This is a genomic window from Acinetobacter sp. NCu2D-2, from assembly GCF_001647675.1.
Lineage (GTDB): Bacteria > Pseudomonadota > Gammaproteobacteria > Pseudomonadales > Moraxellaceae > Acinetobacter.
Genome location: NZ_CP015594.1, coordinates 2,346,752 through 2,371,135, shown reverse-complemented (window position 1 = coordinate 2,371,135; position 24,384 = coordinate 2,346,752). Strand labels below are relative to the sequence as shown.

Below are 24,384 nucleotides of genomic sequence, written 5' to 3'. Positions count from 1 at the left end.
TGCTATGTCACCCCGTATACAAGGTTATGCCTTTGTTTTAATTACCATGTGTATTTGGGGTGGTTTTACCTTAACTGCACGTCTAAATGCACTATGGAATATTAGTGCATGGGATATTGTTGCACTGCGCTTTAGTTTGGCATTTCTGATTTTGATGCCAATTCTGCTCTATCGAAAAGAAGCTTCTTTTTTACTGCGAAAAGAGGCTTTTATTCTCGCCATGATTGGTGGGGTGATTTATTGTCTATTTGCTTATAGTGCTTTTCATTACGCACCCACTGCTCACGCTGCTATTTTTTTAAATGGCTGTATTCCTTTATGTACAGCGATAGTTGCGTATTTTTTATTAAATCAAGCTTTTGATAAACATACGTGGGCAAGTCTGGTCATTATGATCATTGCGATTTGTTTAATGAGCATCCTGATGTACCGAGAAACGGGCATTCCTTTTGGAATGGGGGATGTGCTGTTTTTTATTAGTGCGATTCTGTGGGGTATGTTCACTGTTCTACTACGTAAATATCAGCTATCGGCTTGGCAGGCGATGTCGGGTGTTGCGATCTGGTCTGCTGTGGTTTATGTACCGATTTATCTCTTGTTTTTACCGAAACATTTAACCGATCCAACTCCGATTCATTTAATCAGCCAGACGCTATTCCACGGTATTTTTGTAGTGATTATTGCAACCTTGACTTATGCAGAAGCGATTAAACGTTTAGGCGCTTTTAAGGCAGGCAGTATTACCAATTTAGCTCCTTTTATTGCAGCACTTTTGGCTGTGCCATTGTTGGGTGAATCACTCAGTATTGCCATGATTTGTGGTTTAGTGGGTATGGCGATTGGTGCATTACAACCTTGGCGCTGGGTATTGCATAGAGATAGCTTGGAAGCTCGACTTGCAGAACAAAAAAAGCAGTCAAAATAAGACTGCTTTTTTATATTTTTACTTTGCCCGAAGTAGATATTGTTGATGGAGTTTTTCGAGCTGTTGATACAGATGATCTAAATGCCCATCATTTAATACGATATCATCGGCAAGTTGCTGTTTTTGTTCACGCGGCATTTGTGCTGCGATGATCTTTTTAATCTGCTCGATATTTTGTCCATCTCGTTGTACGGCACGTTGAATTTGTAATTCAACAGAGGCATCAATTAGCAAAGTATGCTGAGTGAGTTCATGTTGATTTGTTTCAAATAAAAGCGGAGAAACCAAAATCACATAGGGACTTTCAGCTGCTTGCAGTTGCTCAATAATCGAAAGCCGAATTGCAGGATGAGTAATGGCCTCAAGTTGCTCTCGTGCTGTATTGGATTGAAAAACGATGTCACGTAAAGCACGTCGGTTTAAATGGCCATCTTCCAGTAGAATCTCATCTCCAAAGACACGTTGAATTTCAAACAATGCGGGTTGACCTGGTTCAACAACTTCACGTGCGACCACATCCGCATCCACCACAACAATACCTTGTTGTTCAAACCAGTGGCTCGCAGCAGACTTGCCACTGCCAATCCCACCTGTTAGTCCCAGTATGAATTTCAACTTATTGTCCTAAATAGATTTGCATGATTTTTTCGCCCCACAGGAAGGCAATCCAGCCTGCGATTGCGATATAAGGACCGAAAGCAAAGGGCTGATTTTCTTTACGGATTTTTAGCAGAATAATTCCGATGATTGCACCCACGAGAGAGGATAGTAAAACGATCAAAGGCAGTAAAAGTGGACCCATCCAAGCGCCCAATGCTGCAAGGAGTTTAAAGTCACCATAGCCCATGCCTTCTTTACCAGTCACAATCTTAAACAAGTAGTACACAACCCATAGGCATAAGAAACCAATGATATAACCCCAAATGGCCATAGTCGGTGTGGTGTAAAGGCTATAGCTATTGATCGCGAGACCTAATGCAGCTAAGGGGAGAGTATAACGATCGGGAAGTAACTGGGTGTCAAAGTCGATAAAGGTTAAAGTGATCAGTACATAAGTTAATACCAAGCCAAATAGCATATGGATTGTGGGTCCAAAAACTGAAACAACGACCAATGCACATACCGCAGTCAATAACTCAATAAATGGATAGCGAATGCTGATCGGATTTTGGCAGTTGCCACATTTTCCTCTTAATATCAGCCAACTGATCACAGGAATATTTTGATACCAGCGAATTGGGTTGTGACATTGAGGGCAGGTGGATGCTGGTTTGCTGAGCGTGATTTTTGACTCATCAATAATCGGTTGTTCAGGATGTAAAAAGAGTTGGCAGTCTGTCCGCCACTCTTGTTCCATCATTTTTGGGGTACGGTAGATCACAACATTGAGAAAACTACCGATGCATAAGCTAAAAAGCCCAATTACGCTATACAGCGCAATTGGGTTTTGAACACAGTACTGAATTAAATCGTGCATTAAACCACAGAACCCATTTGGAAGATTGGTAGATACATTGCAACGACGAGACCACCGACGAGGACGCCTAAAATTGCCATAATCAGAGGTTCCATCATGGCAGTTAAGCCGTCAACGGCGTTGTCAACTTCATTTTCATAATGGGTTGCGACTTTATCGAGCATCGCATCTAGCGCACCTGACTCTTCACCAATAGCGACCATTTGTACCGCCATTGATGGGAATTTGTTGGTGACCCGCATAGCAAATTGCAGCTGTTGACCTGTGGCGACATCTTCACGGATTTTCATTACAGCATCTTCATAGACACAGTTGTTGGTTGCACCCGCTGTCGATTCAAGGGCATCAATTAAGGGAACACCCGCAGCAAACGTTGTTGCAAGTGTTCTGCTATAGCGAGCAATAATCGCTTTATAAACTAAATCACCAAAAATAGGCGCTTTAAGTGCAGCTTTATCCAGGAAATCACGGAATTTTTTACTACGCTTTTTAGCTTCCAAGAAAGCTGTAATAATTACTGCAATAAAAATAATCAAGAGGAACCAATACTTTTGTGTCCATTCAGACATTGCAACGACCATTTTTGTGAAGGCGGGCAAGTCAGCGCCAAAAGACGAAAAAAGATCTTGGAATACAGGAACAACTTTGACCATCAAAATAATTGTTACGATGACAGCGACGACAATAACAGTCGCTGGATATTTCATGGCTTTTTTAATTTTTTGCTTTAATAGCTCGCTTTTTTCTTTATAAATTGCAACACGATCAAGCATGGTCTCAAGCGCACCTGATTGTTCACCAGATTCAACCAAAGAGCAGAACAATTTATCAAAATATTGGGGGTATTTACGCAGAGCCCCAGCGAAGGTATTACCGCCTTCGACTTCGCCTTTAATCCCTAATACCACTTCGCGCATTGCAGGATTTTCGAGACCTTCAGCGACAATTTCAAACCCTTGTACGAGTGGTACACCTGCTTTCATCATCGTGGCAAGCTGACGGGTAAAGATTGTGATATCAAGCGTCGTAACTTTCTTTTTCATTAAGCCTTCAAGAATATTCTTTTTCTTTTCTCGAATGCTCTTGATGCTGATGCCTTGTTTACGCAGCGTCACTTTAGCGAGTGCCATATTACGAGCGGGTAATTCCCCCTTGATTTTTACACCTTTACGGTCAATCCCTTCATAACTGAAGGTTGGCATCATCTGACCTTTTTTCGCTGTTGCCATGAGTTTATCCTTATTTTAGAGCTAAGCGCACGATCATTCGCTGGTTACACGATTGACTTCCTGTAGAGAAGTCACCCCCTGCATAACCTTCAATAAACCTGATCGGCGTAAATTATTAAAACCTGCACGTGCGGAAGCTTCGGCAATTTGTAATGCATTGCCATCTTCCATAATAATTCTTGAAATTTCTGGAGTTACTTTCATGACTTCATAAATACCTACTCGGCCTTTATAGCCTTCACGGCATTCACTACAGCCATTTGGCTCATAAATTTGAAAATCGGGTTGTTGTAAATCTTCTTCAGTGAAGCCCATTTCCAGCAAACTTTGATGTGGAATATCAGCGGGCTTTTTACATTGTGAGCAAAGACGACGGGCAAGACGCTGTGCAATCACCAAGTTCACCGAAGTTGCAATATTAAAAGAGGGCACACCCATATTGCGTAAACGGGTCAAAGTTTCAGGTGCACTGTTGGTATGCAGTGTTGACATCACCATATGACCGGTTTGAGCGGCTTTCACTGCAATTTCAGCAGTCTCTAAATCACGAATCTCACCGACCATGACGATATCAGGGTCCTGACGCAAGAAAGATTTCAATGCAGCAGAGAAAGTCAGGCCGACTTTATTGTTTACGTTGACCTGATTAATCCCTTGTAGGTTAATTTCGACTGGGTCTTCCGCCGTTGAAATATTGGTATCTTCACGGTTTAAAATGTTAAGACCCGTATATAAAGATACGGTCTTACCTGAACCTGTTGGACCTGTAATTAATAGCATGCCTTGAGGTTTTTCAAGCGCCTGCATGAAGAGTTCTTTCTGATCAGGCTCATAACCAAGAGCATCAATCCCAAGCATTGCACTCGATGGGTCGAGAATACGCAATACTAGTTTTTCACCAAATAGTGTTGGCAATGAGTTGACACGGAAATCGATGGCTTTGTTTTTCGACAGTTTAAGTTTAATACGACCATCTTGAGGAACACGTTTTTCAGAAATGTCCATTTGTGACATGACTTTTAAACGTGAAGATAGGCGAGTCGCTAACTGTAGTGGCGGTGTCGCGATTTGACGCAGTACACCATCGACACGGTAACGCACACGGTAAATTTTTTCATAAGGTTCAAAGTGTAAATCCGATGCACCCATACGAATAGCATCAATCAGCAATTTATTGATGTATTTAACAATCGGTGCTTCATCACCTTTGTTGTCATCTTCCTGATCTTTATTGGCTTCAGGGTTTTCGACATCAATATCTAGATCAAAATCATCATCGAAATCAAAGGTGCTTTCTTCGGTAAAGTTTTGCTCAATCAGTTTTTCAAGTTTATTGTGCTCAACAATGACGGTTTCAATATTGAGTTTTGTCGCAAAACGTATTGCATCCATCGCCTCTAAATTGGTTGGATTGCTGGTTGCGATATACAAAATACTGGAATTTTTAAAAATCGGTAAAATACGATGTTTAGTAATTAATTTTTCATCGATTTCTTCTTTTAAAACTTGACCTGGATCATATGCCCCAATATCAAATAGTGGCTCACCAAATTCAGTTGAAATATTTTCAGCAATAACAGTCGGGGAGAGCTTATGAAAGTCAATCAAATACGGCACGATATCAATTTTATCGCGCTTAGAATTGATTAATGCTTCTTGCATATGTTCTGCAGATAAAAGACCTTCATCGACAATACGACGAATAAAGCCTGTAAATCTTGGAGTCCCCTGAATTGCTGCCATACTTCAATATGCCTTGAATCAAATTTGTTTTTTAATTGGTTTAATTAAAATTATACGGTTGTTGTATAAAATTACCATACTTAGATGTGTCACTAACTTCCTAATATTCAAGAAAAGCTTGAACCAATAGGAAGAATCCCCTTTTTTATTTTTAAGTGATAACAAAAAATGAGCAGTTTGAACAGTGTTTTGCATAGAAATGCGATAAGAAAACTATTCTGCTCTTCTTACAATTACGTGTAGAATGTGCCCAATTTGAGATTAGTCAGTTTAATAGGTTTTATATGTCGGCTTCGACGATTACCCCTTGGGTTGTGGGCAACTGGAAAATGAATCCAGTCAAAGCAGATGCATTGAAGTTAATTCAGGATTTTAATAGTTTACTGAATAATGCACCCATTGCAGAAGAAAAATGTATCTTAGGTATCGCACCGATTTCTATTGCTTTAACAACAATCCAATCAGAATTAAGTACAGCCAACCGTAAAGTACATACCGTAGCACAAGATGTCTCTCGTATTTCAGGTACAGGTGCATATACGGGTGAACAGAGTGCTGAACTTTTGACAGATCATGGCATTCAATATGTGCTCATCGGGCACTCAGAGCGCCGCGAAATCTTTGCTGAAAACAAAGATATTTTAAATGCTAAAATTCAAAATGCTCTAAATGCGGGTTTAACTGTGATTTATTGTGTGGGTGAAAGCCTAGAACAACGTGAAGCAGGGCAGGCTGAGGCTGTGGTGTTGCAACAAATTTGTGATATCGCAGCTGTGGTTCAAGCAGAGCAATGGCGCAACATTGTGATTGCGTATGAGCCGATCTGGGCCATTGGTACAGGTAAGACTGCTTCACCTCAAGATGCTCAAGCCATGCATGCTCAAATTCGTCAGGGCTTAAACCAAATTACTGGCTATGGTTCGACTATGGCGATCTTATATGGTGGTAGTGTTAAACCTGAAAATGCAGTAGAGTTAGCAGCCTGCCCTGATATCAACGGGGCATTGGTGGGTGGTGCATCGCTCAATGCTGAGTCGTTCCATCAAATTGCTCAAGCATTTGCAAATACACAATAATTAGGAGTTCAGCATGCAAACTTTTGTGCTGGTAGTACATATTATCTTAGCGATTTTGATGATTGTCTTGATTTTGGTTCAGCATGGTAAAGGTGCGGATGCGGGTGCGTCTTTCGGTGGCGGCGGTGCTGCGACTGTATTTGGTGCTTCAGGTTCAGGTAACTTCCTAACGCGTTTAACTGCTGTTTTTACAGCGTTGTTTTTTGTAACAAGTTTGACATTAGCTATTTTTGCAAAAAAACAAACCACAGATGCTTATAGCTTGAAATCGATCTCATCGACAACTTCAGCACCCTTGGAATCGAATGAAACTTCGCCAACTGCGCCAAAATCTGCTGAATAATTTTGTTTAATGGCTTTCTTTTTGCACGTGATGCGACTAGAATGCCAAACAGCTGCGGTGGTGGTGGAATTGGTAGACACGCTACCTTGAGGTGGTAGTGCTTTCGGGCGTGGGGGTTCAAGTCCCCCCTTCCGCACCAACTTATGAATCCAGAATATAAGTTGGTGTATGCAGCTAAAAAAACTTCTGTTGTTGCGGGATGGAGCAGTCTGGTAGCTCGTCGGGCTCATAACCCGAAGGTCGTTGGTTCAAATCCAGCTCCCGCTACCAATCAATCCTTTTAAAAGACGCAAACTTTAAAGAGGCAGCTTAAACTGGTTTTAAGTTGAGAAGAGTTATTTGCATGTTGTTGCGGGATGGAGCAGTCTGGTAGCTCGTCGGGCTCATAACCCGAAGGTCGTTGGTTCAAATCCAGCTCCCGCTACCAATCTTTTAAAGATGCAAACTTTAAAAGCAGTTTAATTTTAAACTGAAAGTTATTTGTACGCTGATGCGGGATGGAGCAGTCTGGTAGCTCGTCGGGCTCATAACCCGAAGGTCGTTGGTTCAAATCCAGCTCCCGCTACCACTTTTCAGTGACTTATAACAAATATGTACAAGCTTGTGGTTTTGATTGAAAAGTTTCCACTTTCTGTATATAATTTTTGCACGTTGATGCGGGATGGAGCAGTCTGGTAGCTCGTCGGGCTCATAACCCGAAGGTCGTTGGTTCAAATCCAGCTCCCGCTACCAAGTTTCTAAAAAGAGGCTCACAACTATGGTGGGCCTTTTTGCACAGTGGGATTTGAAAAAATCCAGAATTGTGCAGTAATTGGGGCGATTATCGCCCTTTTTTATTGGCTATCGTGTAGTGTCGACAGTATTTGGTCACGTCTCCATGTTTCACTACTACTATAGTTTTGATTGTTTTGTAGTGGTCAAATAGATCATAAATCGCACCAGATGACGAGAGTAAATGAAGCTATCTAATAAAACTCAAGCACTTCAAGATTTAATTGCACCCGCAGTTGAAGCTTGTAATGTAGATTTATGGGGAATTGAATTTCTTCCTCAAGGTAAACGTTCTTTATTACGTATCTATATCGACAAAGCAGATGATGCAGCTCAAGAGCCTGTAATCAATGAAGATGGCGAAGTCGAACAAGGTCGTGGTATTGGCGTGCAAGACTGTGTTCGTGTAACGCAGCAAGTCGGCGCTATGCTTGATGTCCATGATCCAATTTCAGGTGAGTACTCACTCGAAGTGTCTTCACCAGGTTGGGATCGTCCTTTCTTCCAGCTGAGCCAGTTGCCTGCATACATTGGTCAAACGATTGCTTTACGTTTGATTAGCGCAGTAGATAACCGTCGCAAATTCCAAGCTAAATTGGTCAGCGTTGATCTTGAAAATGAAATGATTCAAGTGGAAGTGGAAAAGCAACAAATTCTAGATATCGACAGTCACAACATCGATAAAGCAAATTTGATTTACCAAGATTAATTCTATTAATAAGAATCTGAACGAATAGGTGACTTATGGCACGTGAAATTCTTACCGTAGTTGAAACGGTCAGTAACGAAAAAGGTGTACCTCGTGAAGCGATCTTCGAAGCACTAGAACAAGCTTTAGTTGCAGCGACTAAGAAAAAATTCTACGAAGGCACACATTCAGAAGAAGCACGTTTACGTGTGGAAATTGATCGTAAGACAGGTGATTACCGTACTTTCCGTCAATGGGAAGTGGTTGCGGATGAAGATCATGAAATGCCTGCTTGCCAAGACGCGATTTCAGACGTTGATCCAGCACAATGGTCAATTGGTGATATTCGTGAACTTGAAGTAGAGTCGATTGACTTCGGTCGTATTGCTGCGCAAATTGCGAAGCAAGTGATTGTACAAAAAATTCGTGAAGCTGAACGTGCTTTAGTTGCTGATGCATACGAATCTAAAGTCGGTGAACTCATCTACGGTGAAGTGAAAAAACAAACCAAAGATGGCTTTATCATTGACTTAGGTGAAAATGCAGAAGCTTACCTTGCACGTGAAGAAATGATTGCAAAAGAAATTTTGCGTCCTAAACAACGTGTAACAGCGATTTTGTTCAACGTGAACCGTGAAGGTCGCGGTGCACAGCTTCAATTATCTCGTTCTAAACCTGAAATGCTGATTGCATTGATGAAGAAAGAGATTCCTGAAATCGCTGAAGAAATCATTGAAATTAAAGCTGCAGCTCGTCAACCGGGTGTGCGTGCTAAAATTGCAGTGAAAACAAACGACCATCGGATTGACCCTGTTGGTGCTTGTATTGGTATGCGTGGTACACGTATCCAAGCAGTTCAACAAGAACTCAATGGTGAGCGTATCGATGTTGTAGTATGGTCTGATGATCCTGCTCAATACATCGCAAGCGCATTAGAACCAGCTGATGTATCAAGTATTGTGATTGATGAAGATGCACACACTGCCGACATCATCTTCGCAACAAGTGATCAGTTGGCACGTGCGATTGGTTCGCAAGGTCAAAACGTTCGTTTGGCATCAGAATTGACTGGCTATAAGCTAGACATGATGTTGGAAGAAGAATATTACGCACGTCAACAAAGCGAAGCTCAAAAATATCTAGACATGTTCGTCACTCGTTTAGATATTGCTGAAGACTTGGCTATGGCGCTCGTAGAAATGGGCTTCACGTCGCTTGAAGAAATCGCATACGTACCTGCTGAAACGTTCGAAGAAATCGAACTTGAAGCTGAACTAGTTGAACTATTGCAAAGCCGTGCAAAAGAAGTTGCACTTGCTGATGCTTTAAAACAGCAAGAAAACGTACAAGCGCCAAGTGAAGAACTTGTAGCAATGGAAGGCATGACAACAGAGATCGCGCAAGCATTAGCTGCTCGTGGTGTAGTAACCGTAGATGACTTAGCAGACCAAGCAACTGACGATATTGAAGATATCGAAGGTTTAGGTGCTGAGAAAGCAGGTCAACTCATTATGAAAGCGCGCGAATCATGGTTTAACTAGGAGGTAGTATATGACGGACAAGTTGATTAAAGAGTTAGCCCTCAGCGTGGGACGTCCAGTTGAGAAGCTCCTAGAGCAGGTTCGTGAGGCAGGTTTACCACAGCGTAAAGCTGACGATATTATTACCCCCGAACAACAAGATCGCTTGATGAGCCATGTGAAAAAATCACAAGGTTCAGATGGCCATGCAGGACAAATCACGTTGAAACGTAAAACGACTAGTACTGCTAAAGTAGCGAGTACTTCAGGTAAGGCTAAAACGATTAATGTAGAAGTTCGTAAGAAGCATACATTTACAAAGCCTGATCCAGAACAAATCAAAGCAGAAGCATTAGCGAAGGCTCAAGCTGAACAGCAAGCCAAAGCTGCATCTGCTCAAAAATCAGAGCAAAAACCTGCTGAAGCACCTAAACAAGGTGTGAGCAATGCAAGCAAAGCTTTAGAAGCAATGCGTGCAGCGCAAAAACAGGAAACAGCGAAACAAGAAACACCTAAAGCAGCCGTTGTTGTAAAACGTAAATCAACCAATAAACCGATTGTGAAAGCAGCGGTTAAACAAGTTGAAACTCCTGAACAACGTAAAGCACGTGAAGCAGAAGCAGCAAAACTTAAAGCGGTTGAAGAAGCAGCGCGTCGCAAGGCAGCTGAAGAAGCTCAACAACGTACGCTTGAGCAAATGCGTCAGATGGCATCTAAATATTCATCTGAAGATGCAACTGCAACGATTCGTGTGATTGATGATTCTCCACTTGCTGCCGGCCTTGTTGGTCAAGCATACGAAGATTCTTTCGCGAAAGAAGACCGTGAAATTAAGCGTGGTACAAACACCAACAATACACGTACTTCTAAGAAAGGTGGTCGTCGTGGTGAAGAGCAATCATTCCGTGATAACTCACACCGTCGTGGTTTGAAAACAAGCCAATCGAACAAACACGGTTTCGAAAAACCTGTTAAAAAACAAGTTTACGATGTAGAAATCGGTGAAACGATTATTGTGGCTGACTTAGCTGCAAAAATGGCGATCAAAGTACGTGAAGTAATTAAATCACTCATGAAAATGGGTGAATTGGTTACGCAAAACCAAGCGATTGATCAAGAAATTGCTGCATTAATCGTTGAAGAGATGGGTCATAACCCAGTGCTTGTTTCTGAAACTGCTGTCGAAGATAACCTTCTTGAGCAAGCAGAAGAAGCACGTGGTGCACAAACAACACGTGCGCCAGTTGTGACGATTATGGGTCACGTTGACCATGGTAAAACATCGCTTCTTGACCGTATTCGTCGTGCTAAAGTGGCTCAAGGCGAAGCGGGCGGTATCACACAGCATATCGGTGCTTACCACGTTAAAACTGACAAAGGTATTATCACTTTCCTCGATACTCCGGGACACGCAGCGTTTACTGCAATGCGTTCACGTGGTGCGAAAGCGACAGATATCGTAGTTCTTGTTGTAGCGGCAGATGATGGTGTAATGCCACAAACTGCAGAAGCAATCGATCACGCTCGTGCAGCGGGTACGCCAATTATTGTTGCGATCAACAAAATGGATAAAGACTCTGCTGATCCAGATCGCGTATTGAACGAATTAACCACTAAAGAAATCGTACCTGAAGAATGGGGTGGTGACGTTCCTGTAGCGAAAGTATCTGCACACACAGGTGCGGGTATTGATGAACTTCTTGATTTGATTTCGATTCAAGCCGAACTTCTTGAGCTTAAAGCATCTGAAGAAGGTGCAGCACAAGGTGTTGTGATTGAAGCACGTGTTGATAACAGCCGTGGTGCAGTGACATCAATCCTTGTACAAAACGGTACATTGAAAGTAGGTGATCTTGTTCTTGCAGGTTCTTCTTACGGTCGTGTCCGTGCGATGACTGATGAAAATGGTCAACGTATTAAATCTGCAGGTCCTTCGATTCCAGTAGAAATCTTGGGTCTTCCAGAAGCGCCAATGGCGGGTGATGAAGTTCTTGTTGTGAATGACGAGAAAAAAGCACGTGAAGTTGCTGATGCGCGTATGGATCGTGAACGTCAAAAACGTCTTGAGCGTCAATCCGCAATGCGTCTTGAAAACATCATGGCGTCTATGGGCAAAAAAGATGTGCCTATTGTCAATGTGGTATTAAAAACAGACGTACGTGGTACATTAGAAGCACTACATGTTGCACTTGCTGACTTGGCAACTGATGAAGTGAAAGTACGTATTATTGGTTCTGGTGTGGGTGCAATCACTGAATCAGACGTAACACTTGCTGAATCTTCAGAAGCAGTTCTTCTTGGCTTCAACGTTCGTGCCGACAACGCAGCACGTCAAAAAGCAGATGCTGACAGTATCGACATTCGTTACTACTCAGTGATCTACCAATTGATCGATGACGTGAAAGCAGCGATGAGCGGTAAGCTTGCGCCTGAACATCGCGAAACAATTCTTGGTGTGGCTCAAGTACGTGAAGTATTCCACTCAAGTAAATTTGGTGCTGCAGCGGGTTGTATGGTACTTGAGGGTACATTACACCGTAACAAACCAATTCGTGTCCTTCGTGATGATGTCGTAATCTTCCAAGGTGAACTTGAGTCACTTCGTCGTTATAAAGACGCAGTTGAAGAAGTTCGCGCAGGTATGGAATGTGGTCTTGCGGTTAAAGGCTACAAAGACATCAAACCTCTCGATAAGATCGAAGTGTACGATGTTCAACTCATTAAACGGAGTCTTTAATGGCGGGTAGTCAACGTCTGAAGCGTATGGCTGATACAGTTCAGAGAGAACTCTCTGAACTCATTCGTCAAGAGCTTAAAGATCCACGCTTAGGTGGTCTTGTGACCATCTCTGCTGTGAAGGTCAGCCCAGACTTAGGTTATGCTGAAGTTTATGTGACTGTAATGGGTCGTGAACTTGGTGATGAACAAAGTGAAGCGGCAAATAAAGAAACTTTAGATGTTTTAAATAAGGCCTCTGGTTTCTTGCGTCACGAACTTGGTCGTCGTATCAAGACGCGTATTACGCCACGTTTACGTTTCCATTACGACAAAACCAATGCATACGGTAACTACATGTTTGGTTTGATTGCTGAAGCTGTGAAGGATTTACCTCCAGCAGAAGACAAAAAAGATGAAGAATAAGTTTTAACTTATTCATAAAAAAAGCCACCTTAGGGTGGCTTTTTTATGGCAGGATAATTTTATTTTAAATCATCATCACAATTTTTCTTTTCATAGAATGCTTGTCGCGGTGATTTCTGCCAAGGTAGTGGTCGCTCTAAAGTTTCAGGTGCATCACCACTCATTGAACGTAAACGTAAGTGTAGTGCAGCTTGTGCCATCAGATTTGCTGATACAGGTGCTGTAATAAAGGCAAACAGCGTAATCAAAATTTCAGCAAAGCCAAAATGACCTTGTATACCTGAGAAGATCATCGCTGCAAGTAAGAAACTACCTAGTCCTAATGTGCTGGATTTGGTTGGTGCATGCAATCGCATGAACAGATCAGGCAAGCGAACCATGCCAATCCCACCGACCAACATAAAGAATGAGCCAATCACCAAAAAGATCGAAACGAGGATTTCCAAGAACAAAGACATGTTAAATCCTCTTAATCAATCACATGACCGCTAGTGAAATAGCGGGCAAGAGCAGCAGTGGAAACAAAACCGAGCATGGCAATGAGTAAAGCACCTTCAAATAAGTAGGTACTGGTCCAATAGATACCTAGAATAACCATCAGGCAAATTCCATTTAGGAACAAAGTATCTAAAGCCAGCAAGCGGTCTACAATTGAAGGTCCCATCACCAAACGAATCAGGCAGAGCAGCATTGAAATGGTTACTGCCCCTAAAGCGATCATCAGCGCATAAGGTAAAATCGTCATTCTGATGCTCCTGTTTTGGCACTAAAAATACGAATTAAAGGCTGTTCATAGCGCTGTTTAATCGATTCAATTTCGCTGTCAATATCATCCGTACTGAGTGCATGTACCAAGATATCACCACGGTCCTGATCGATCCCCGCCGATACCGTACCTGGTGTAGTGGTAATGATCATCGCCAATAATGCATTGACTTCTTCATGTTCGGTATCTAAAGGTACACGGAACCATTTTGGATGCAGATTTTTAGTTGGACCGAGCACTAACTTCGCCACTTTGATATTCGAAATCACAATATCCCAAAGCACGACAAAGAATAGCTTGAATGCCGGGCCCCACTGAATATTTGGCGTGTAGTCAATAAATGGCTTCACCATACGTGGAATGAGAATGGCCAACACGATGGCCATCAAAATCGTCCCTGCATCAATACTTTTACCAAGCAATACCCAGCTCAAGCCAACAATCAGTGACACCAAAGGGTGGGGGAACCAGCGTAATAATGTTTGATTCATTATTGTTCCTCCATCGGTTTTAATTGGTTGTCGCCCGCTTGGCGTTGTTCAATATATTGCTTTTGTATTTGACGCTGCTTAAATTCTGAAATATGGCTACCATTTAAGGTGTTTTCAGAAATCACATAAGGAATAAGGTGTGCATTTGGATCAACGGTTTCACCGCCATATTTGGTTTCAGGTAAATATTCTGAATCAAATGGTTGCACACTGATTGCATTGCCTTCGCCATCGCGTTTAATTAAAGCAGCTTCATACAAGGCATTGTCTTTAATTTGCTGTGCAGTTGCCAAACTATATTGATATAGCGGCGCAGCAAAGGCCATATAAGCCATTAATACAGCAAGCAATACATAAATGACTTTATCATTTCGAGCTGGAGCGATACTTGGTAAGGCTTGATATTTGGCATAGTCAGGACTGTTGATATCATCTTCGGGTTTGGTTGAACGCCAGAACAATACAAAGCCGACACGGGTAAAGCCCAAAATGCTGAGTAAGCTCACTAACAGCACACTGATAATAATGATGAGCTGATAAGGTGAATCTGCGCTCGCTTGTAGAATGAAGACCTTGCCCAAGAATCCACTGAATGGTGGTAAACCTGCCATCATTAAAGCAATGATAAAGTAGATGATGGAAACTAAGGTATTTTGCTTCATCTGCGGTGCAATTTTAAAGTGATCTTTAAATTCACCGCGCTGTGATGTAATCCAGCCACTAAGTACATAAAATACAGCAGCAATGATTGTACTATGCACCATGTAATACAGCGCACCTGCCCAAGCATCGTCATTGTTTAACGAAATCGCAATGAGGATCGTACCCACAGATGATAAGATCATAAAGCCGACAAAGCGACGTAAACGATCTGTACCAATCGCACAAAATGCACCATACACTGAAGTCACAATACCAATGACCAGTAAGGTGTTCATCAGAATTTGATGGCTATATTCATCATCAAAGACTGTTCCATTAATTCTTAAAATGGCATAGACACCCACTTTGGTCATAATGGTAAAGATCGCAGCAACTGGCGTGGTGGCAACTGCGTAAGTTTTTGGTAGCCAAAAACCTACAGGTAACATGGCTGCTTTAATTCCAAATACCACAAAGAGTAGTAAAGCACCAGCGACCGCAATACGATGCTGATCATGCTCCAACAATGGCATAAGGCGGGCAACATCTGCCATATTTAAACTACCGACGCTGCCATAGATGAGACCGAGTCCAATCAGGAACATGGCAGAAGCCAGTAAGTTGATGGTCACATAATGAATACCGAGCTGGAAGCGGGCTTTACCTTGGCCATGCAGTAACAGCACATAGGATGCCATCAATAGAATTTCGAAGAATACAAACAGGTTAAATAAGTCACCTGTCAGGAACGCACCACTAAGTCCCATGAGCAAAAAATGCATCATGGCGTGGAAATAACGACCTTGCGCATCCCAATGTTTACTTGCATACCAAATAATCGGTACAGCCAGCACATACGTCAGCAGGAGCATCAGCGCAGATAAGCGATCAAGTACAAGCACAATACCAAAAGGTGCTGACCATTCACTTAAAGTGTAGACATGGATCTGCCCATTACTGACAAGACTCACATAACTCAGTGCAAGCAGTAAACCTAAGAAAGTCGATACATGGCTAATACCACGACGCCAAGGTTGCCGCCAATCCGTAGTGAGTGAACCTGACCCCGGATTACCGAGCAATAAAAGCAAAAATGCAGTGATCGCTGGCAGTAAAATACTAACAATTGGAGTGTGTTGTTGCCAAAAACTTAGAAGATCAGTCATTAAGGCTCATCCTCACGTAGGTCAACAGGTATTTCTTCTTTTGAATCAACGTGATCTGTTCCTGATTCGTAGCGGCTGCGTAATGCAAGTTGAACAATAAATGCGGTAGTGGCAAAGCCAATCACAATCGCGGTTAAGACCAAAGCTTGTGGTAATGGATCAACGACTTTGGTCGCTTCCGTAAGTACGGCTGGGGTATGAATTTGGATACGCCCCATTGAAAATAAGAATAAATTCACCGCATAGCCAATCATGGCTAAACCTAACACCACAGGGAATGTACGTGCACGTAGGATCAGATACACCCCAGTTGCGGTCAGTAAACCAATCGCTGAAGCTAATAAAAGTTCAATACTAATCATTCTATTATCCTCGTGGTACTGGACCAGACATGCTAGAGTGACGGGAGTCGCCTAATACAGAAATCATCAGCATGGTTGCGCCGACAACGGTGACATAAACCCCAATATCAAATAGTGCAGCTGAAGCTAAATGCATTTCACCGAGTAGGGGTGGTGAAACATAAATATGTGCACTGGTTAAGAACGGACGAGACCAGAACCATGCCCCAATACCGGTTAATCCTGCTACCAATAAACCCACACCAATCCATATTTCATAGAGGCGACCAGATTTAGCACCAAGGAGTTGTTCTGCTTTATCCTGACCAATCGCGATATATTGAATCACCAGAGCTAAGGACGTAATTAGACCTGCGATGAATCCACCACCCGGGAGGTTATGCCCCCGAAGGAAAATATAAAGGCTAACCACAAGTGCGACAGGCAACACCCAAGATGCGGTAATACGCAGCATAAGCGGGGAGGGGTTAAAGCGATAGGTGAGACCTTGTGTAATGGTTGTACTATGTGCACGCATACCATCCATCATGCAAAGTGCACCAATGGCTGCAATACCGAGAACGGTAATTTCTCCAAAGGTATCGAAACCACGGAAATCGACCAAAATTACGTTTACAACATTGGTACCACCACCGAGTGGAATCACTTGCTGGATAAAGAACCACGAGATGGAATTGTAGTCGCGAGTCATCACGAGCCATGCTAACCAAGTAATCCCTACACCTGAACCGATGGCAATAAGGGCATCGCGCCAACGACGTGTAACACTGGATTCATAAGGTGTTAGCTGAGGTAACAACGATAAGCTCATTAACAGCAGTACGGTTGTTACGACATCAACTGTAATTTGCGTTAAGGCTAAGTCAGGTGCTGAGAAGCAGACAAAAACTAATGTAACGACAAGACCCACAGCACCACTGATCAGTACCGCTTTAATACGTTCGTGATGGAACCACAGCATCATCCAACATGCAGAGAACAGTAATAACCACAGTACAATGGCTAAGATAGGTGCATGGGTAAGCTCACGTGTCCCTGTGCTAATTCCACTTGATATAAATGGAACAGCCATTAATCCAATGCTAAAGACGACAATCCATAATAAATAGCTTTGTAATTTTCCATTTTCAGTTGCACGTCTAAACGCACGTGTATTTAACATCAGTGATTTCAAAAACAGATCGAATAAGATTCGTCCTTGTAGGCGACCTAAGGCAGGATCTAAATCAATATCACGAATGCGGCTGCCTTTGGCTAAGGCGAAATAGAAAATAATACCGCCAACTAGAGCAATTGCACTCATGAGTAAAGGTAGATTAAAGCCATGCCAAATAGCTAAGTGTGTACCTTCAAAATCAAAATTCTGTGTGCTGGCACGTGCAGTTGCATTGACGATGGGTTCAACCAGTAGAGCAGGTAATACACCGACTAAAATACATAAAATGGCCAATAAAGTTGCTGGTGCACGCATTCCAAATGTTGGTTCGTGGGCATGTTGATTTGGAATATTTTTACCTAATGGCCCATCGAAAAATACGCCATGCACCAATCGAATCGAATAGGTAACTGCAAAAATACCGGCAAATGTCGCGATAATTGCAGACAGCATTAGGGCTGAACCACTTAAATTCGCTAATAATTCTGTAAAGAACATTTCTTTGGATAAGAAACCATTAGTCAGCGGTACACCTGCCATGGATGCAGCTGTAATCATGGTCAGCGTTGCTGTATAAGGAAGCAACTGCCAAAGACCAGATAACTTACGTAAATCACGGGTACCCGTTTCATGGTCAATGATGCCGGCAATCATAAACAGCGCTGCTTTAAAGGTCGCATGGTTAATGATATGGAAAATTGCAGCAGCAACAGCCAGTGGCGAACCAATGCCCAATAGGCACATGATTAAGCCTAAGTGACTAATAGTCGAATATGCCAATAGGCCTTTTAAATCTTCTTTAAAGATGGCGAAGAATGCCGCCATGCATAGGGTAAATAGCCCAACAAAGGTCACAATATTGTGGAAGAGGGCAGCGCCCGCAAAAATAGGTAAAAGACGAGCGACTAAGAAAAGTCCAGCTTTAACCATCGTTGCGGAGTGTAAATATGCCGATACAGGAGTCGGTGCTGCCATCGCATTGGGTAGCCAAAAGTGGAAGGGGAATTGCGCACTTTTGGTAAATGCACCCAACAAAATTAAGAGTAATGTCGGAACAAATAGCGTATGTGACTGAATCAGATTGGTCATGGTTAGGATTTTATCAATCTGATAAGTGCCTGTGATTTGACCCAGTAAAATAAAGCCCCCCAGCATTGCTAAACCGCCCATGCCTGTAATGGTGAGCGCCATACGCGCACCACGCTGAGCAGCTTCGTAATTGCTCCAATAGCCCACCAGCAGGAAAGAAGAAATACTGGTCAGCTCCCAAAATACCAATAATAAAATCAGGTTATTAGAGAGCGAAATCCCGAGCATGGCTGACATGAACAGCATCAGCAAAAAATACAATTTGCTGAGGGAATTTTTCGGATTTAAATAATAATAGGCATAGATATAAATGAGTGTGCCAATACCACTAATCAATAAGCCAAATAAAATTGCGAGCGCATCTAAGCGAAAACTAAAATCTAGCCCAAGTTGTGGCAACCATGCCCATGTTTCAATCAGGGTTTTCCCTGCAAAAATATCAGGTGCTTGTAACAGTAATAAAATAAAGCAGCTCAGGCTGACAGCAATTGCCCCAAGCGCAGTTGCGCCTCGTGAAACACGCTGTAGCAATGAGACAAGGGTTGTGCCTAGGAGTAAGGGTAACAATACAATAATTGGCAGCACACTCATTTCCATTGTCGTGATTAAGGCAAAAAAGCCTCTAGTGAATCTTTATCTTTCAAGAATGCGAGGACAACAAAACGTGATCCAAAACTCCTAATCTTGAAAGCCAAATTAGGTATAAAAAATTAAAACAGTTGTATTGCACAACTTATGAACGATAGCAAAATCCGATTTTACAATGAAATTTGCAAATAAAACCGATCATATTACAGGAGGACATCAACATCAATCTTTTTATGTTGATGTCTAAGATTATACGCCCCAGCGATAAATGTATGGGGCGCATGTCTAAGCAGTCCGAATTAAATTGACAGAAAAATAAGATTAATTCAGATTATTTTATTGATAAAAATGTATGCTGACTGTGAAAGCTAAGCTTCCGTCTAATTCCTGTTTTGCGTAAGTATTTAGAGTCCTTTATCTTCAGTATCTTGCTCTGCCAATAAAGATTCTAGGATGTGTTGTTTTTGTTCAAGTGATAGGTGCTGAATCGACTCTAAGATAGAGTCTATTTTCATGGGTTCTGCTATCGGATCAATCAGGGTATCGTCTATAAAGGACACATCATCCTTGATTTTATTCATGCCAAGATCAGCATAAATTTGTTCAAAATGTTGCTGATCCTGTGTCAAATCTATTGTATGGACTTGCTGTTGATTGAGTTGTAAACATTGAAAATCTTGTGCTTGATCTAAAAGTTCACTGCGATTGCCTGTGGCAAGAATTTGTAGTTGAGGAAATGCTTGATGCAAGCGTGGCAGAATCTGTGTGACATGCTCTTGATCGAGTTGATGATCAATCGCATCAATCATCAAAATACCTGTACCTTCCTGACAGGGAAATAGGCTTTTAGGATTCAGCACACATAGACGTCTGACAATATCACCTACCAAAGCAACCCAATTTCGAACACTGTTAGAAAGTTGTTGGAACAGCAGTTTCTGACCTTGATATTCCACCATAAGCTGAAGTTTAGGTGCGTAGTGGATATAGAGATTCGTAAGTCCGGGGATCACAATACTTAAAGCGTGGCGTAAAGCTTTGAGTGCTGGTGCATGAATATTGCTTTGTGCTTTGGCAATCTGTGCAGCTAAGTTATCATAGGATGCTTGTTGCTCGGTATTTTCATAAGGTTTTAACAAATCCTGAATCAATTGAGCACTTTGAGCATTTTCAATATCACTAATCTCACGGATCCATTCAAAAAATCGTGCAAAGGTAGTGAAAGGAATGGCAGTTAGTTCATAAGCATGCGCCGTTTGGAAAATGGCAGGATTATTTTTACTGATAAGATTAATGTCGTTAACGAAGCGCTCTTCAGGATAATAGGCAATCAAAGGTAAACCCAGCAAAGGATCTTTTTTAATGGCACGCTGATAAAGATTGACCATCTCATCGAGTTGTTGAGTTTCAACTTTACTGATTCCAACGCCTTGGGCATTTAGAGTTTTATACATGTGCCAACGACATTGCTGTAAGGATGCTTTGTTTAAATCACTAGCCTCATCAAAAGCACCGATATCTTCTGAAAACTTCACCCCAATTTCAATTTTGGACTGCAAGCGGTTCAGCATAATGTCTTGATCTAACATCACCAAACCTGCGGTTCGAATATCGCGTTGGCGTGCTACAAACCAAGTTAGTGCTTGGTAACAAAACCGCATTAGGGTCGTTTTGCCAGAACCTTGATCACCTAAAATAAGAGTGACAGGTGCGGCATGATATTTAAAATCAAGTTTAAGATCAGAAAAATGCAGGACGTGTTTGAGTTGTAATGATTCGACTTGCATACAGCACCTTTGATGTCAAAGACATCTATCTTAAAGTGAAAGAGGACTCCACCCGACAGTCAGGGTGGAGGTGAATTTCAAGGATTTTAACCTTGTTGGTTTTCAATGTATTTTTTAATAATATCCAAAGGTGCGCCACCACAAGACCCTGCAAAATATGAGCGTGACCACAAAACAGGTTTTGCATAACTACCACGTAAATCCAAAAACTCATTTCTCATTCTTCTGCTTGTTACTGATTTTAAGTTATTTACCAATTTACTGAGTTGAACTGTCGGTGGGTACTGAATAAGCATATGAACATGGTCAGCTTCACCATTACACTCCTTTAATTCCGCATCAAACTCTTTGCAGATTTCAGATGCACACTCAATAAAATACTTATGATGCAACTCACCTAGAATTTTCTTTCTGTACTTAGTAATAAACACTAAATGTACATGCAAATTAAAGGCTGAATGTCGGTTTTTATATATTTCTGTCATTGGTGAATGGCTTAATTAGTGGTAGTATTTATACATATTAACACATACACACTCATTTATGAAAATCAACAAAGCGTACAAATTTAGGCTTGAGCCTAATGCAGAACAGGAGCTTGTTTTAAACAAGTTGCTTGGTTCTGCACGTTTTGTTTGGAATCAGATATTGGCTGCATCATTCGAGATGCTTGCTAATAATGAGCGAATTAACAAAGTTAATTTAGTTAATAAAATCCCTGAATTACGCAAAAAGCCTGAGTGTGCTTTTTTAGAAAACAGTTCAAATGGTGTCTCACTTCAACAAAAAGTTCGTGATCTTGGTGATGCTTGGGGTAAATTCTTCGATAAAAAAGAACAAGCCAAGCTAAAGCAAAAACCATTCAAAGCTAAGAAGCCAAAATTTTTTAAATTACCCGATGGTAATGAAATTCAACTTAGACCACTCATGCCACGATTCAAGAAAAAATCAGATGGTTATGATTCAATTCGTATTGTTCAATTTAATAGGTATTGTTGGGTTAAAGGCAACCAAGTTAAATTGCCTAGTGATATTGGCGTTGTAAAATTTAGAAAATCACAAGATATTTTAGGCGAGATTAAGAACGTCACACTCTCAAAGCATGTTGGCAAGTGGTATATCTCTTTTGGTGTTGAAAACACAATTGAAACACCAATTCACCCATCTAAATCAGCTATTGGTGTTGATCTTGGCATCAAGAAATTGGTCACAACCTCTAATGGTCAGGTATTCAACCCGATCAATAGTTTTAAAGCCAATCAAGTGAAATTAGCTAGACTTCAACGCAAGTTGAAAAAGAAAACCAAGTTCAGTGAAAATTGGAAAAAACTTAATTTAAAAGTTAACAAACTACATCATCATATTGCCAATATTCGGCATGACTACTTGCACAAAGTCACTACAACTCTCAGCAAAAACCACGCAATGATCGTAGTTGAGGACTTAAAAGTAGCTAATATGTCGAAGTCTGCAAAAGGCTCAATTGAGAAAAAAGGAAAGAATGTTAAAGCCAAAACAGGCTTAAACAAATCAATCCTAGATCAAGGGTGGTCAATGCTTGTTGATATGTTGGAGTATAAGCAACAATGGCGAGGTGGCTTACTTGTTAAAGTTGACCCTAAATATACAAGTCAGACTTGTAGTTCATGTGGTCATGTTGCAAAAGAAAATAGGCTCACTCAGGCAAACTTTAACTGTATTGAGTGTGGTTTTAGCGAGAATGCGGATATAAATGCTTCTCGCAATATTTTGGCGGTGGGACACACCGTTTTGTCTGTGGAGGGTGGATGCGGTAAAGGTCGCCTTGTGAAGCAGAAAGCAAGCGAAATCCGTGAGGGAGTCGCCTAAGAGCTTTTGCTTTTAGAATCCTCCACTTGAGCTAGTCGAAAGTGGTGGGAGTGTGTCAAGCTGATTTATCCTGCAATTTGCCTTAAAGACTGCGGCATTGTGCGTTTTAATTGTTGAATCAGATCATAGATGTGATGAATATTTAAACTCACTTTAGCACGTGTACACGCCACGTAAAGTAGCCGTAACTCTTCGTCACTAATTTTGTGATCTTTTTCATTGAGTTTAAATTGGTAATCATCTTCGATATGGACACGATCCCACTCTAAACCTTTGGCTTTATGTGCAGTCGAAATGATGTAATCCGCTTGTCCAATTGGTGTGATTTTCGCTAAAGCTTTTTTCAGTGGATCTGTGCCGTGTTCATCGACCAATTTAACTAAAGGCTTAATATCACTACCATCATTGGTTTCGCAGTATTCATGTACATCATGCCAAGAGTTAAACCACGCAAGTTCAGGTACATCAGTCACGCGTTTGCCTTGTTTAAGCATGGCTGCCGCATCGACAAAACGATTTAATTTGACATGATCGGCTTGTAAGCTGACTTTATCACCGCGTAATAAACCCGATAATAGCAATTCCATCGCCCGCGCATTGGTACGACATAAAATTGCATCGCGCATTTTGGTATGCGGTTTATTCACGACTTTTGAATTCAGCAGGGGATTACCCAGTAAGGGCACTGTCTCATTGAGTGCCCCCAAAATCGCATTGGCATTTAAGGCAATTTCTTCACCAAAACGGAAAGACGTAGTGAGACGACTTTCAGGTAGTGGCAATTGCTGCATGGCATTAACCGCACCGCGCCATGCATAAATTTGCTGATGGGCATCGCCCACATAAATGACTTGGGTATTACGTTGTTTAAGTAAAATCCCAAGCATGAGTGGGTCAGCATCTTGAGCTTCATCAAATAGCACATAGTCCGCTGGAATATTCGGTTCAGACAGCGCCCATAGTTTTAAATAAATATCGTGACCAATCCCTGCTTGATGCTGCGGATTAATCGATTCCAACCAACGACGTTCAACAGCAGGATAAAGTTTTTTTTGTAGTGCATCGACGTCATCAGGGTGGAGCCAACTTGGCGCTTGAATGTGTCGTGGTGCCGGGTATTGCGAGCTAGTCGAGCAGAAGTAGCTGACGGCATTCGCCACCAAACTTGCCAAACGTGAGGGCATCAAGACGTATTTTTCATAGCGTCCGCCCATCATACGACGCAAGGTCATTGGCTCTAAGCGATATTCTTTGGCGATAAAACTTGGACTGAGTCGCGGAAGACGTAGTTTATCCGTGATTCCACGTGGAACACTGCGATAGGCAAGTGAGTGAAAGGTTCGACAATCAACACCGCGATGGAACTTAGACTGTGCTTCTGCTGCAATCGCTTTGTTAAAGGCTAAATACATACCACGCCGCTCAGGCATGGCATCACTGATCATTTGTAATGTCGTCGTTTTACCTGTGCCGGCATAGGCAATGACTTTAAAAGATTTGCCTAGACGTGCGTTATCTATGGCAGTCGCCTGCTCATAGGTCGCAGTGGGTTTTTGTATGTCGGACACAGAACGAT

21 protein-coding genes and 5 tRNA genes are annotated in these 24,384 nt (G+C 41.9%); 13 read left to right on the top strand and 13 right to left on the bottom strand.

The features are described 5' to 3' along the window. Positions 1-4: 4 nt before the first annotated feature. Positions 5-925, top strand: coding sequence for a DMT family transporter (locus tag A3K93_RS11440; RefSeq protein ID WP_081408536.1), 921 nt, complete (start codon positions 5-7; stop codon positions 923-925). Between the two features lie 18 nt (positions 926-943). On the opposite strand, the gene coaE is transcribed toward A3K93_RS11440, so the two are convergent. The 4 genes from coaE to pilB are packed head-to-tail and all read right to left on the bottom strand — an operon-like array spanning position 944 to position 5,374. Then, complete coding sequence (coaE, locus tag A3K93_RS11435) at positions 944-1,540, bottom strand: dephospho-CoA kinase (protein WP_067731325.1); 597 nt, start codon at positions 1,538-1,540, stop codon at positions 944-946. Between the two features lies 1 nt (position 1,541). Beyond that, positions 1,542-2,402 carry a prepilin peptidase gene (locus tag A3K93_RS11430; RefSeq protein WP_067731324.1) on the bottom strand — a complete coding sequence of 287 codons (861 nt, stop codon included), beginning with the start codon at positions 2,400-2,402 and terminating at the stop codon, positions 1,542-1,544. Further along, entirely contained in the window at positions 2,402-3,631 is a 1,230-nt protein-coding gene (locus tag A3K93_RS11425; protein ID WP_067731323.1) for a type II secretion system F family protein, read from the bottom strand. The genes A3K93_RS11430 and A3K93_RS11425 overlap by 1 nt, the downstream gene beginning before the upstream one ends. Positions 3,632-3,664: 33 nt before the next feature. Next, positions 3,665-5,374, bottom strand: coding sequence for a type IV-A pilus assembly ATPase PilB (gene pilB / locus A3K93_RS11420; protein ID WP_067731322.1), 1,710 nt, complete (start codon positions 5,372-5,374; stop codon positions 3,665-3,667). 284 nt (positions 5,375-5,658) lie between these two features. Between pilB and tpiA the strand changes: the two genes are divergently transcribed. The 11 genes from tpiA (at position 5,659) to A3K93_RS11365 (ending at position 12,913) form a co-directional block, all read left to right on the top strand. After that, a complete protein-coding gene (gene tpiA / locus A3K93_RS11415) occupies positions 5,659-6,450 on the top strand; it encodes a triose-phosphate isomerase (RefSeq protein ID WP_067731321.1) in 792 nt (263 codons plus the stop codon). A gap of 13 nt (positions 6,451-6,463) precedes the next feature. Beyond that, positions 6,464-6,793 (top strand): preprotein translocase subunit SecG, encoded by a 330-nt coding sequence (gene secG, locus A3K93_RS11410; RefSeq protein WP_067731320.1) that lies wholly within the window; start codon positions 6,464-6,466, stop codon positions 6,791-6,793. Between the two features lie 54 nt (positions 6,794-6,847). Continuing rightward, a tRNA-Leu gene (locus A3K93_RS11405) sits at positions 6,848-6,932 on the top strand. A gap of 54 nt (positions 6,933-6,986) precedes the next feature. Beyond that, positions 6,987-7,063, top strand: a tRNA-Met gene (locus A3K93_RS11400). Positions 7,064-7,143: 80 nt separating this feature from the next. Continuing rightward, a tRNA-Met gene (locus A3K93_RS11395) sits at positions 7,144-7,220 on the top strand. A 64-nt stretch (positions 7,221-7,284) separates the two neighbouring features. Further along, positions 7,285-7,361, top strand: a tRNA-Met gene (locus A3K93_RS11390). Positions 7,362-7,448: 87 nt separating this feature from the next. Beyond that, positions 7,449-7,525, top strand: a tRNA-Met gene (locus tag A3K93_RS11385). A 223-nt stretch (positions 7,526-7,748) separates the two neighbouring features. After that, positions 7,749-8,273, top strand: coding sequence for a ribosome maturation factor RimP (rimP, locus tag A3K93_RS11380; protein ID WP_067731319.1), 525 nt, complete (start codon positions 7,749-7,751; stop codon positions 8,271-8,273). Positions 8,274-8,308: 35 nt separating this feature from the next. Continuing rightward, on the top strand, positions 8,309-9,793 hold the full coding sequence (gene nusA / locus A3K93_RS11375) for a transcription termination factor NusA (RefSeq protein WP_067731318.1): 1,485 nt from the start codon (positions 8,309-8,311) through the stop codon (positions 9,791-9,793). 10 nt (positions 9,794-9,803) lie between these two features. Further along, on the top strand, positions 9,804-12,509 hold the full coding sequence (gene infB, locus A3K93_RS11370) for a translation initiation factor IF-2 (RefSeq protein WP_067731317.1): 2,706 nt from the start codon (positions 9,804-9,806) through the stop codon (positions 12,507-12,509). Continuing rightward, positions 12,509-12,913, top strand: coding sequence for a ribosome-binding factor A (locus A3K93_RS11365; RefSeq protein ID WP_054580942.1), 405 nt, complete (start codon positions 12,509-12,511; stop codon positions 12,911-12,913). Before infB ends, A3K93_RS11365 begins: the two co-directional genes overlap by 1 nt. A 59-nt stretch (positions 12,914-12,972) precedes the next feature. Here A3K93_RS11365 and A3K93_RS11360 read toward each other — a convergent pair whose 3' ends face one another. The 8 genes from A3K93_RS11360 to tnpA all read right to left on the bottom strand — a co-directional run bounded on the left by A3K93_RS11360 (position 12,973) and on the right by tnpA (position 21,445). Then, positions 12,973-13,371 carry a Na+/H+ antiporter subunit G gene (locus A3K93_RS11360; RefSeq protein WP_067731316.1) on the bottom strand — a complete coding sequence of 133 codons (399 nt, stop codon included), beginning with the start codon at positions 13,369-13,371 and terminating at the stop codon, positions 12,973-12,975. 11 nt (positions 13,372-13,382) lie between these two features. After that, positions 13,383-13,658, bottom strand: coding sequence for a monovalent cation/H+ antiporter subunit F (locus tag A3K93_RS11355; protein WP_067731315.1), 276 nt, complete (start codon positions 13,656-13,658; stop codon positions 13,383-13,385). Beyond that, complete coding sequence (locus tag A3K93_RS11350; RefSeq protein ID WP_067731314.1) at positions 13,655-14,170, bottom strand: Na+/H+ antiporter subunit E; 516 nt, start codon at positions 14,168-14,170, stop codon at positions 13,655-13,657. Before A3K93_RS11350 ends, A3K93_RS11355 begins: the two co-directional genes overlap by 4 nt. After that, positions 14,170-15,978 carry a monovalent cation/H+ antiporter subunit D gene (locus A3K93_RS11345; RefSeq protein ID WP_067731313.1) on the bottom strand — a complete coding sequence of 603 codons (1,809 nt, stop codon included), beginning with the start codon at positions 15,976-15,978 and terminating at the stop codon, positions 14,170-14,172. Before A3K93_RS11345 ends, A3K93_RS11350 begins: the two co-directional genes overlap by 1 nt. Beyond that, a complete protein-coding gene (locus tag A3K93_RS11340; RefSeq protein WP_067731312.1) occupies positions 15,978-16,340 on the bottom strand; it encodes a Na+/H+ antiporter subunit C in 363 nt (120 codons plus the stop codon). Before A3K93_RS11340 ends, A3K93_RS11345 begins: the two co-directional genes overlap by 1 nt. A gap of 4 nt (positions 16,341-16,344) precedes the next feature. Beyond that, positions 16,345-19,182 carry a monovalent cation/H+ antiporter subunit A gene (locus A3K93_RS11335; protein ID WP_067731311.1) on the bottom strand — a complete coding sequence of 946 codons (2,838 nt, stop codon included), beginning with the start codon at positions 19,180-19,182 and terminating at the stop codon, positions 16,345-16,347. A gap of 395 nt (positions 19,183-19,577) precedes the next feature. Then, positions 19,578-20,960 carry an AAA family ATPase gene (locus tag A3K93_RS11330; protein ID WP_067731310.1) on the bottom strand — a complete coding sequence of 461 codons (1,383 nt, stop codon included), beginning with the start codon at positions 20,958-20,960 and terminating at the stop codon, positions 19,578-19,580. An 86-nt stretch (positions 20,961-21,046) separates the two neighbouring features. Then, positions 21,047-21,445: an IS200/IS605 family transposase gene (gene tnpA / locus A3K93_RS11325; RefSeq protein ID WP_067727883.1), complete on the bottom strand. Its 399-nt coding sequence runs from the start codon at positions 21,443-21,445 to the stop codon at positions 21,047-21,049. A gap of 58 nt (positions 21,446-21,503) precedes the next feature. Here tnpA and A3K93_RS11320 point away from each other — a divergent pair, with 58 nt between their 5' ends. Continuing rightward, complete coding sequence (locus tag A3K93_RS11320) at positions 21,504-22,808, top strand: RNA-guided endonuclease InsQ/TnpB family protein (RefSeq protein ID WP_067731309.1); 1,305 nt, start codon at positions 21,504-21,506, stop codon at positions 22,806-22,808. A gap of 65 nt (positions 22,809-22,873) precedes the next feature. Here A3K93_RS11320 and A3K93_RS11315 read toward each other — a convergent pair whose 3' ends face one another. After that, positions 22,874-24,376, bottom strand: coding sequence for a UvrD-helicase domain-containing protein (locus A3K93_RS11315; protein ID WP_067731738.1), 1,503 nt, complete (start codon positions 24,374-24,376; stop codon positions 22,874-22,876). Positions 24,377-24,384 lie beyond the last annotated feature (8 nt).

Excerpts from the sequence above, each read along its gene's own strand:
- A3K93_RS11365 (WP_054580942.1), top strand. The coding sequence starts at position 12,509 with ATGGCGGGTAGTCAACGTCTGAAGCGTATGGCTGATACAGTTCAGAGA.
- secG (WP_067731320.1), top strand. The coding sequence starts at position 6,464 with ATGCAAACTTTTGTGCTGGTAGTACATATTATCTTAGCGATTTTGATG.
- A3K93_RS11340 (WP_067731312.1), bottom strand. The coding sequence starts at position 16,340 with ATGATTAGTATTGAACTTTTATTAGCTTCAGCGATTGGTTTACTGACC.
- A3K93_RS11425 (WP_067731323.1), bottom strand. The coding sequence starts at position 3,631 with ATGGCAACAGCGAAAAAAGGTCAGATGATGCCAACCTTCAGTTATGAA.
- nusA (WP_067731318.1), top strand. The coding sequence starts at position 8,309 with ATGGCACGTGAAATTCTTACCGTAGTTGAAACGGTCAGTAACGAAAAA.
- A3K93_RS11440 (WP_081408536.1), top strand. The coding sequence starts at position 5 with ATGTCACCCCGTATACAAGGTTATGCCTTTGTTTTAATTACCATGTGT.
- infB (WP_067731317.1), top strand. The coding sequence starts at position 9,804 with ATGACGGACAAGTTGATTAAAGAGTTAGCCCTCAGCGTGGGACGTCCA.
- A3K93_RS11360 (WP_067731316.1), bottom strand. The coding sequence starts at position 13,371 with ATGTCTTTGTTCTTGGAAATCCTCGTTTCGATCTTTTTGGTGATTGGC.
- tnpA (WP_067727883.1), bottom strand. The coding sequence starts at position 21,445 with ATGACAGAAATATATAAAAACCGACATTCAGCCTTTAATTTGCATGTA.
- A3K93_RS11335 (WP_067731311.1), bottom strand. The coding sequence starts at position 19,182 with ATGGAAATGAGTGTGCTGCCAATTATTGTATTGTTACCCTTACTCCTA.
- tpiA (WP_067731321.1), top strand. The coding sequence starts at position 5,659 with ATGTCGGCTTCGACGATTACCCCTTGGGTTGTGGGCAACTGGAAAATG.
- rimP (WP_067731319.1), top strand. The coding sequence starts at position 7,749 with ATGAAGCTATCTAATAAAACTCAAGCACTTCAAGATTTAATTGCACCC.
- A3K93_RS11350 (WP_067731314.1), bottom strand. The coding sequence starts at position 14,170 with ATGAATCAAACATTATTACGCTGGTTCCCCCACCCTTTGGTGTCACTG.
- A3K93_RS11330 (WP_067731310.1), bottom strand. The coding sequence starts at position 20,960 with ATGCAAGTCGAATCATTACAACTCAAACACGTCCTGCATTTTTCTGAT.
- A3K93_RS11320 (WP_067731309.1), top strand. The coding sequence starts at position 21,504 with ATGAAAATCAACAAAGCGTACAAATTTAGGCTTGAGCCTAATGCAGAA.
- A3K93_RS11430 (WP_067731324.1), bottom strand. The coding sequence starts at position 2,402 with ATGCACGATTTAATTCAGTACTGTGTTCAAAACCCAATTGCGCTGTAT.
- A3K93_RS11345 (WP_067731313.1), bottom strand. The coding sequence starts at position 15,978 with ATGACTGATCTTCTAAGTTTTTGGCAACAACACACTCCAATTGTTAGT.
- pilB (WP_067731322.1), bottom strand. The coding sequence starts at position 5,374 with ATGGCAGCAATTCAGGGGACTCCAAGATTTACAGGCTTTATTCGTCGT.
- A3K93_RS11355 (WP_067731315.1), bottom strand. The coding sequence starts at position 13,658 with ATGACGATTTTACCTTATGCGCTGATGATCGCTTTAGGGGCAGTAACC.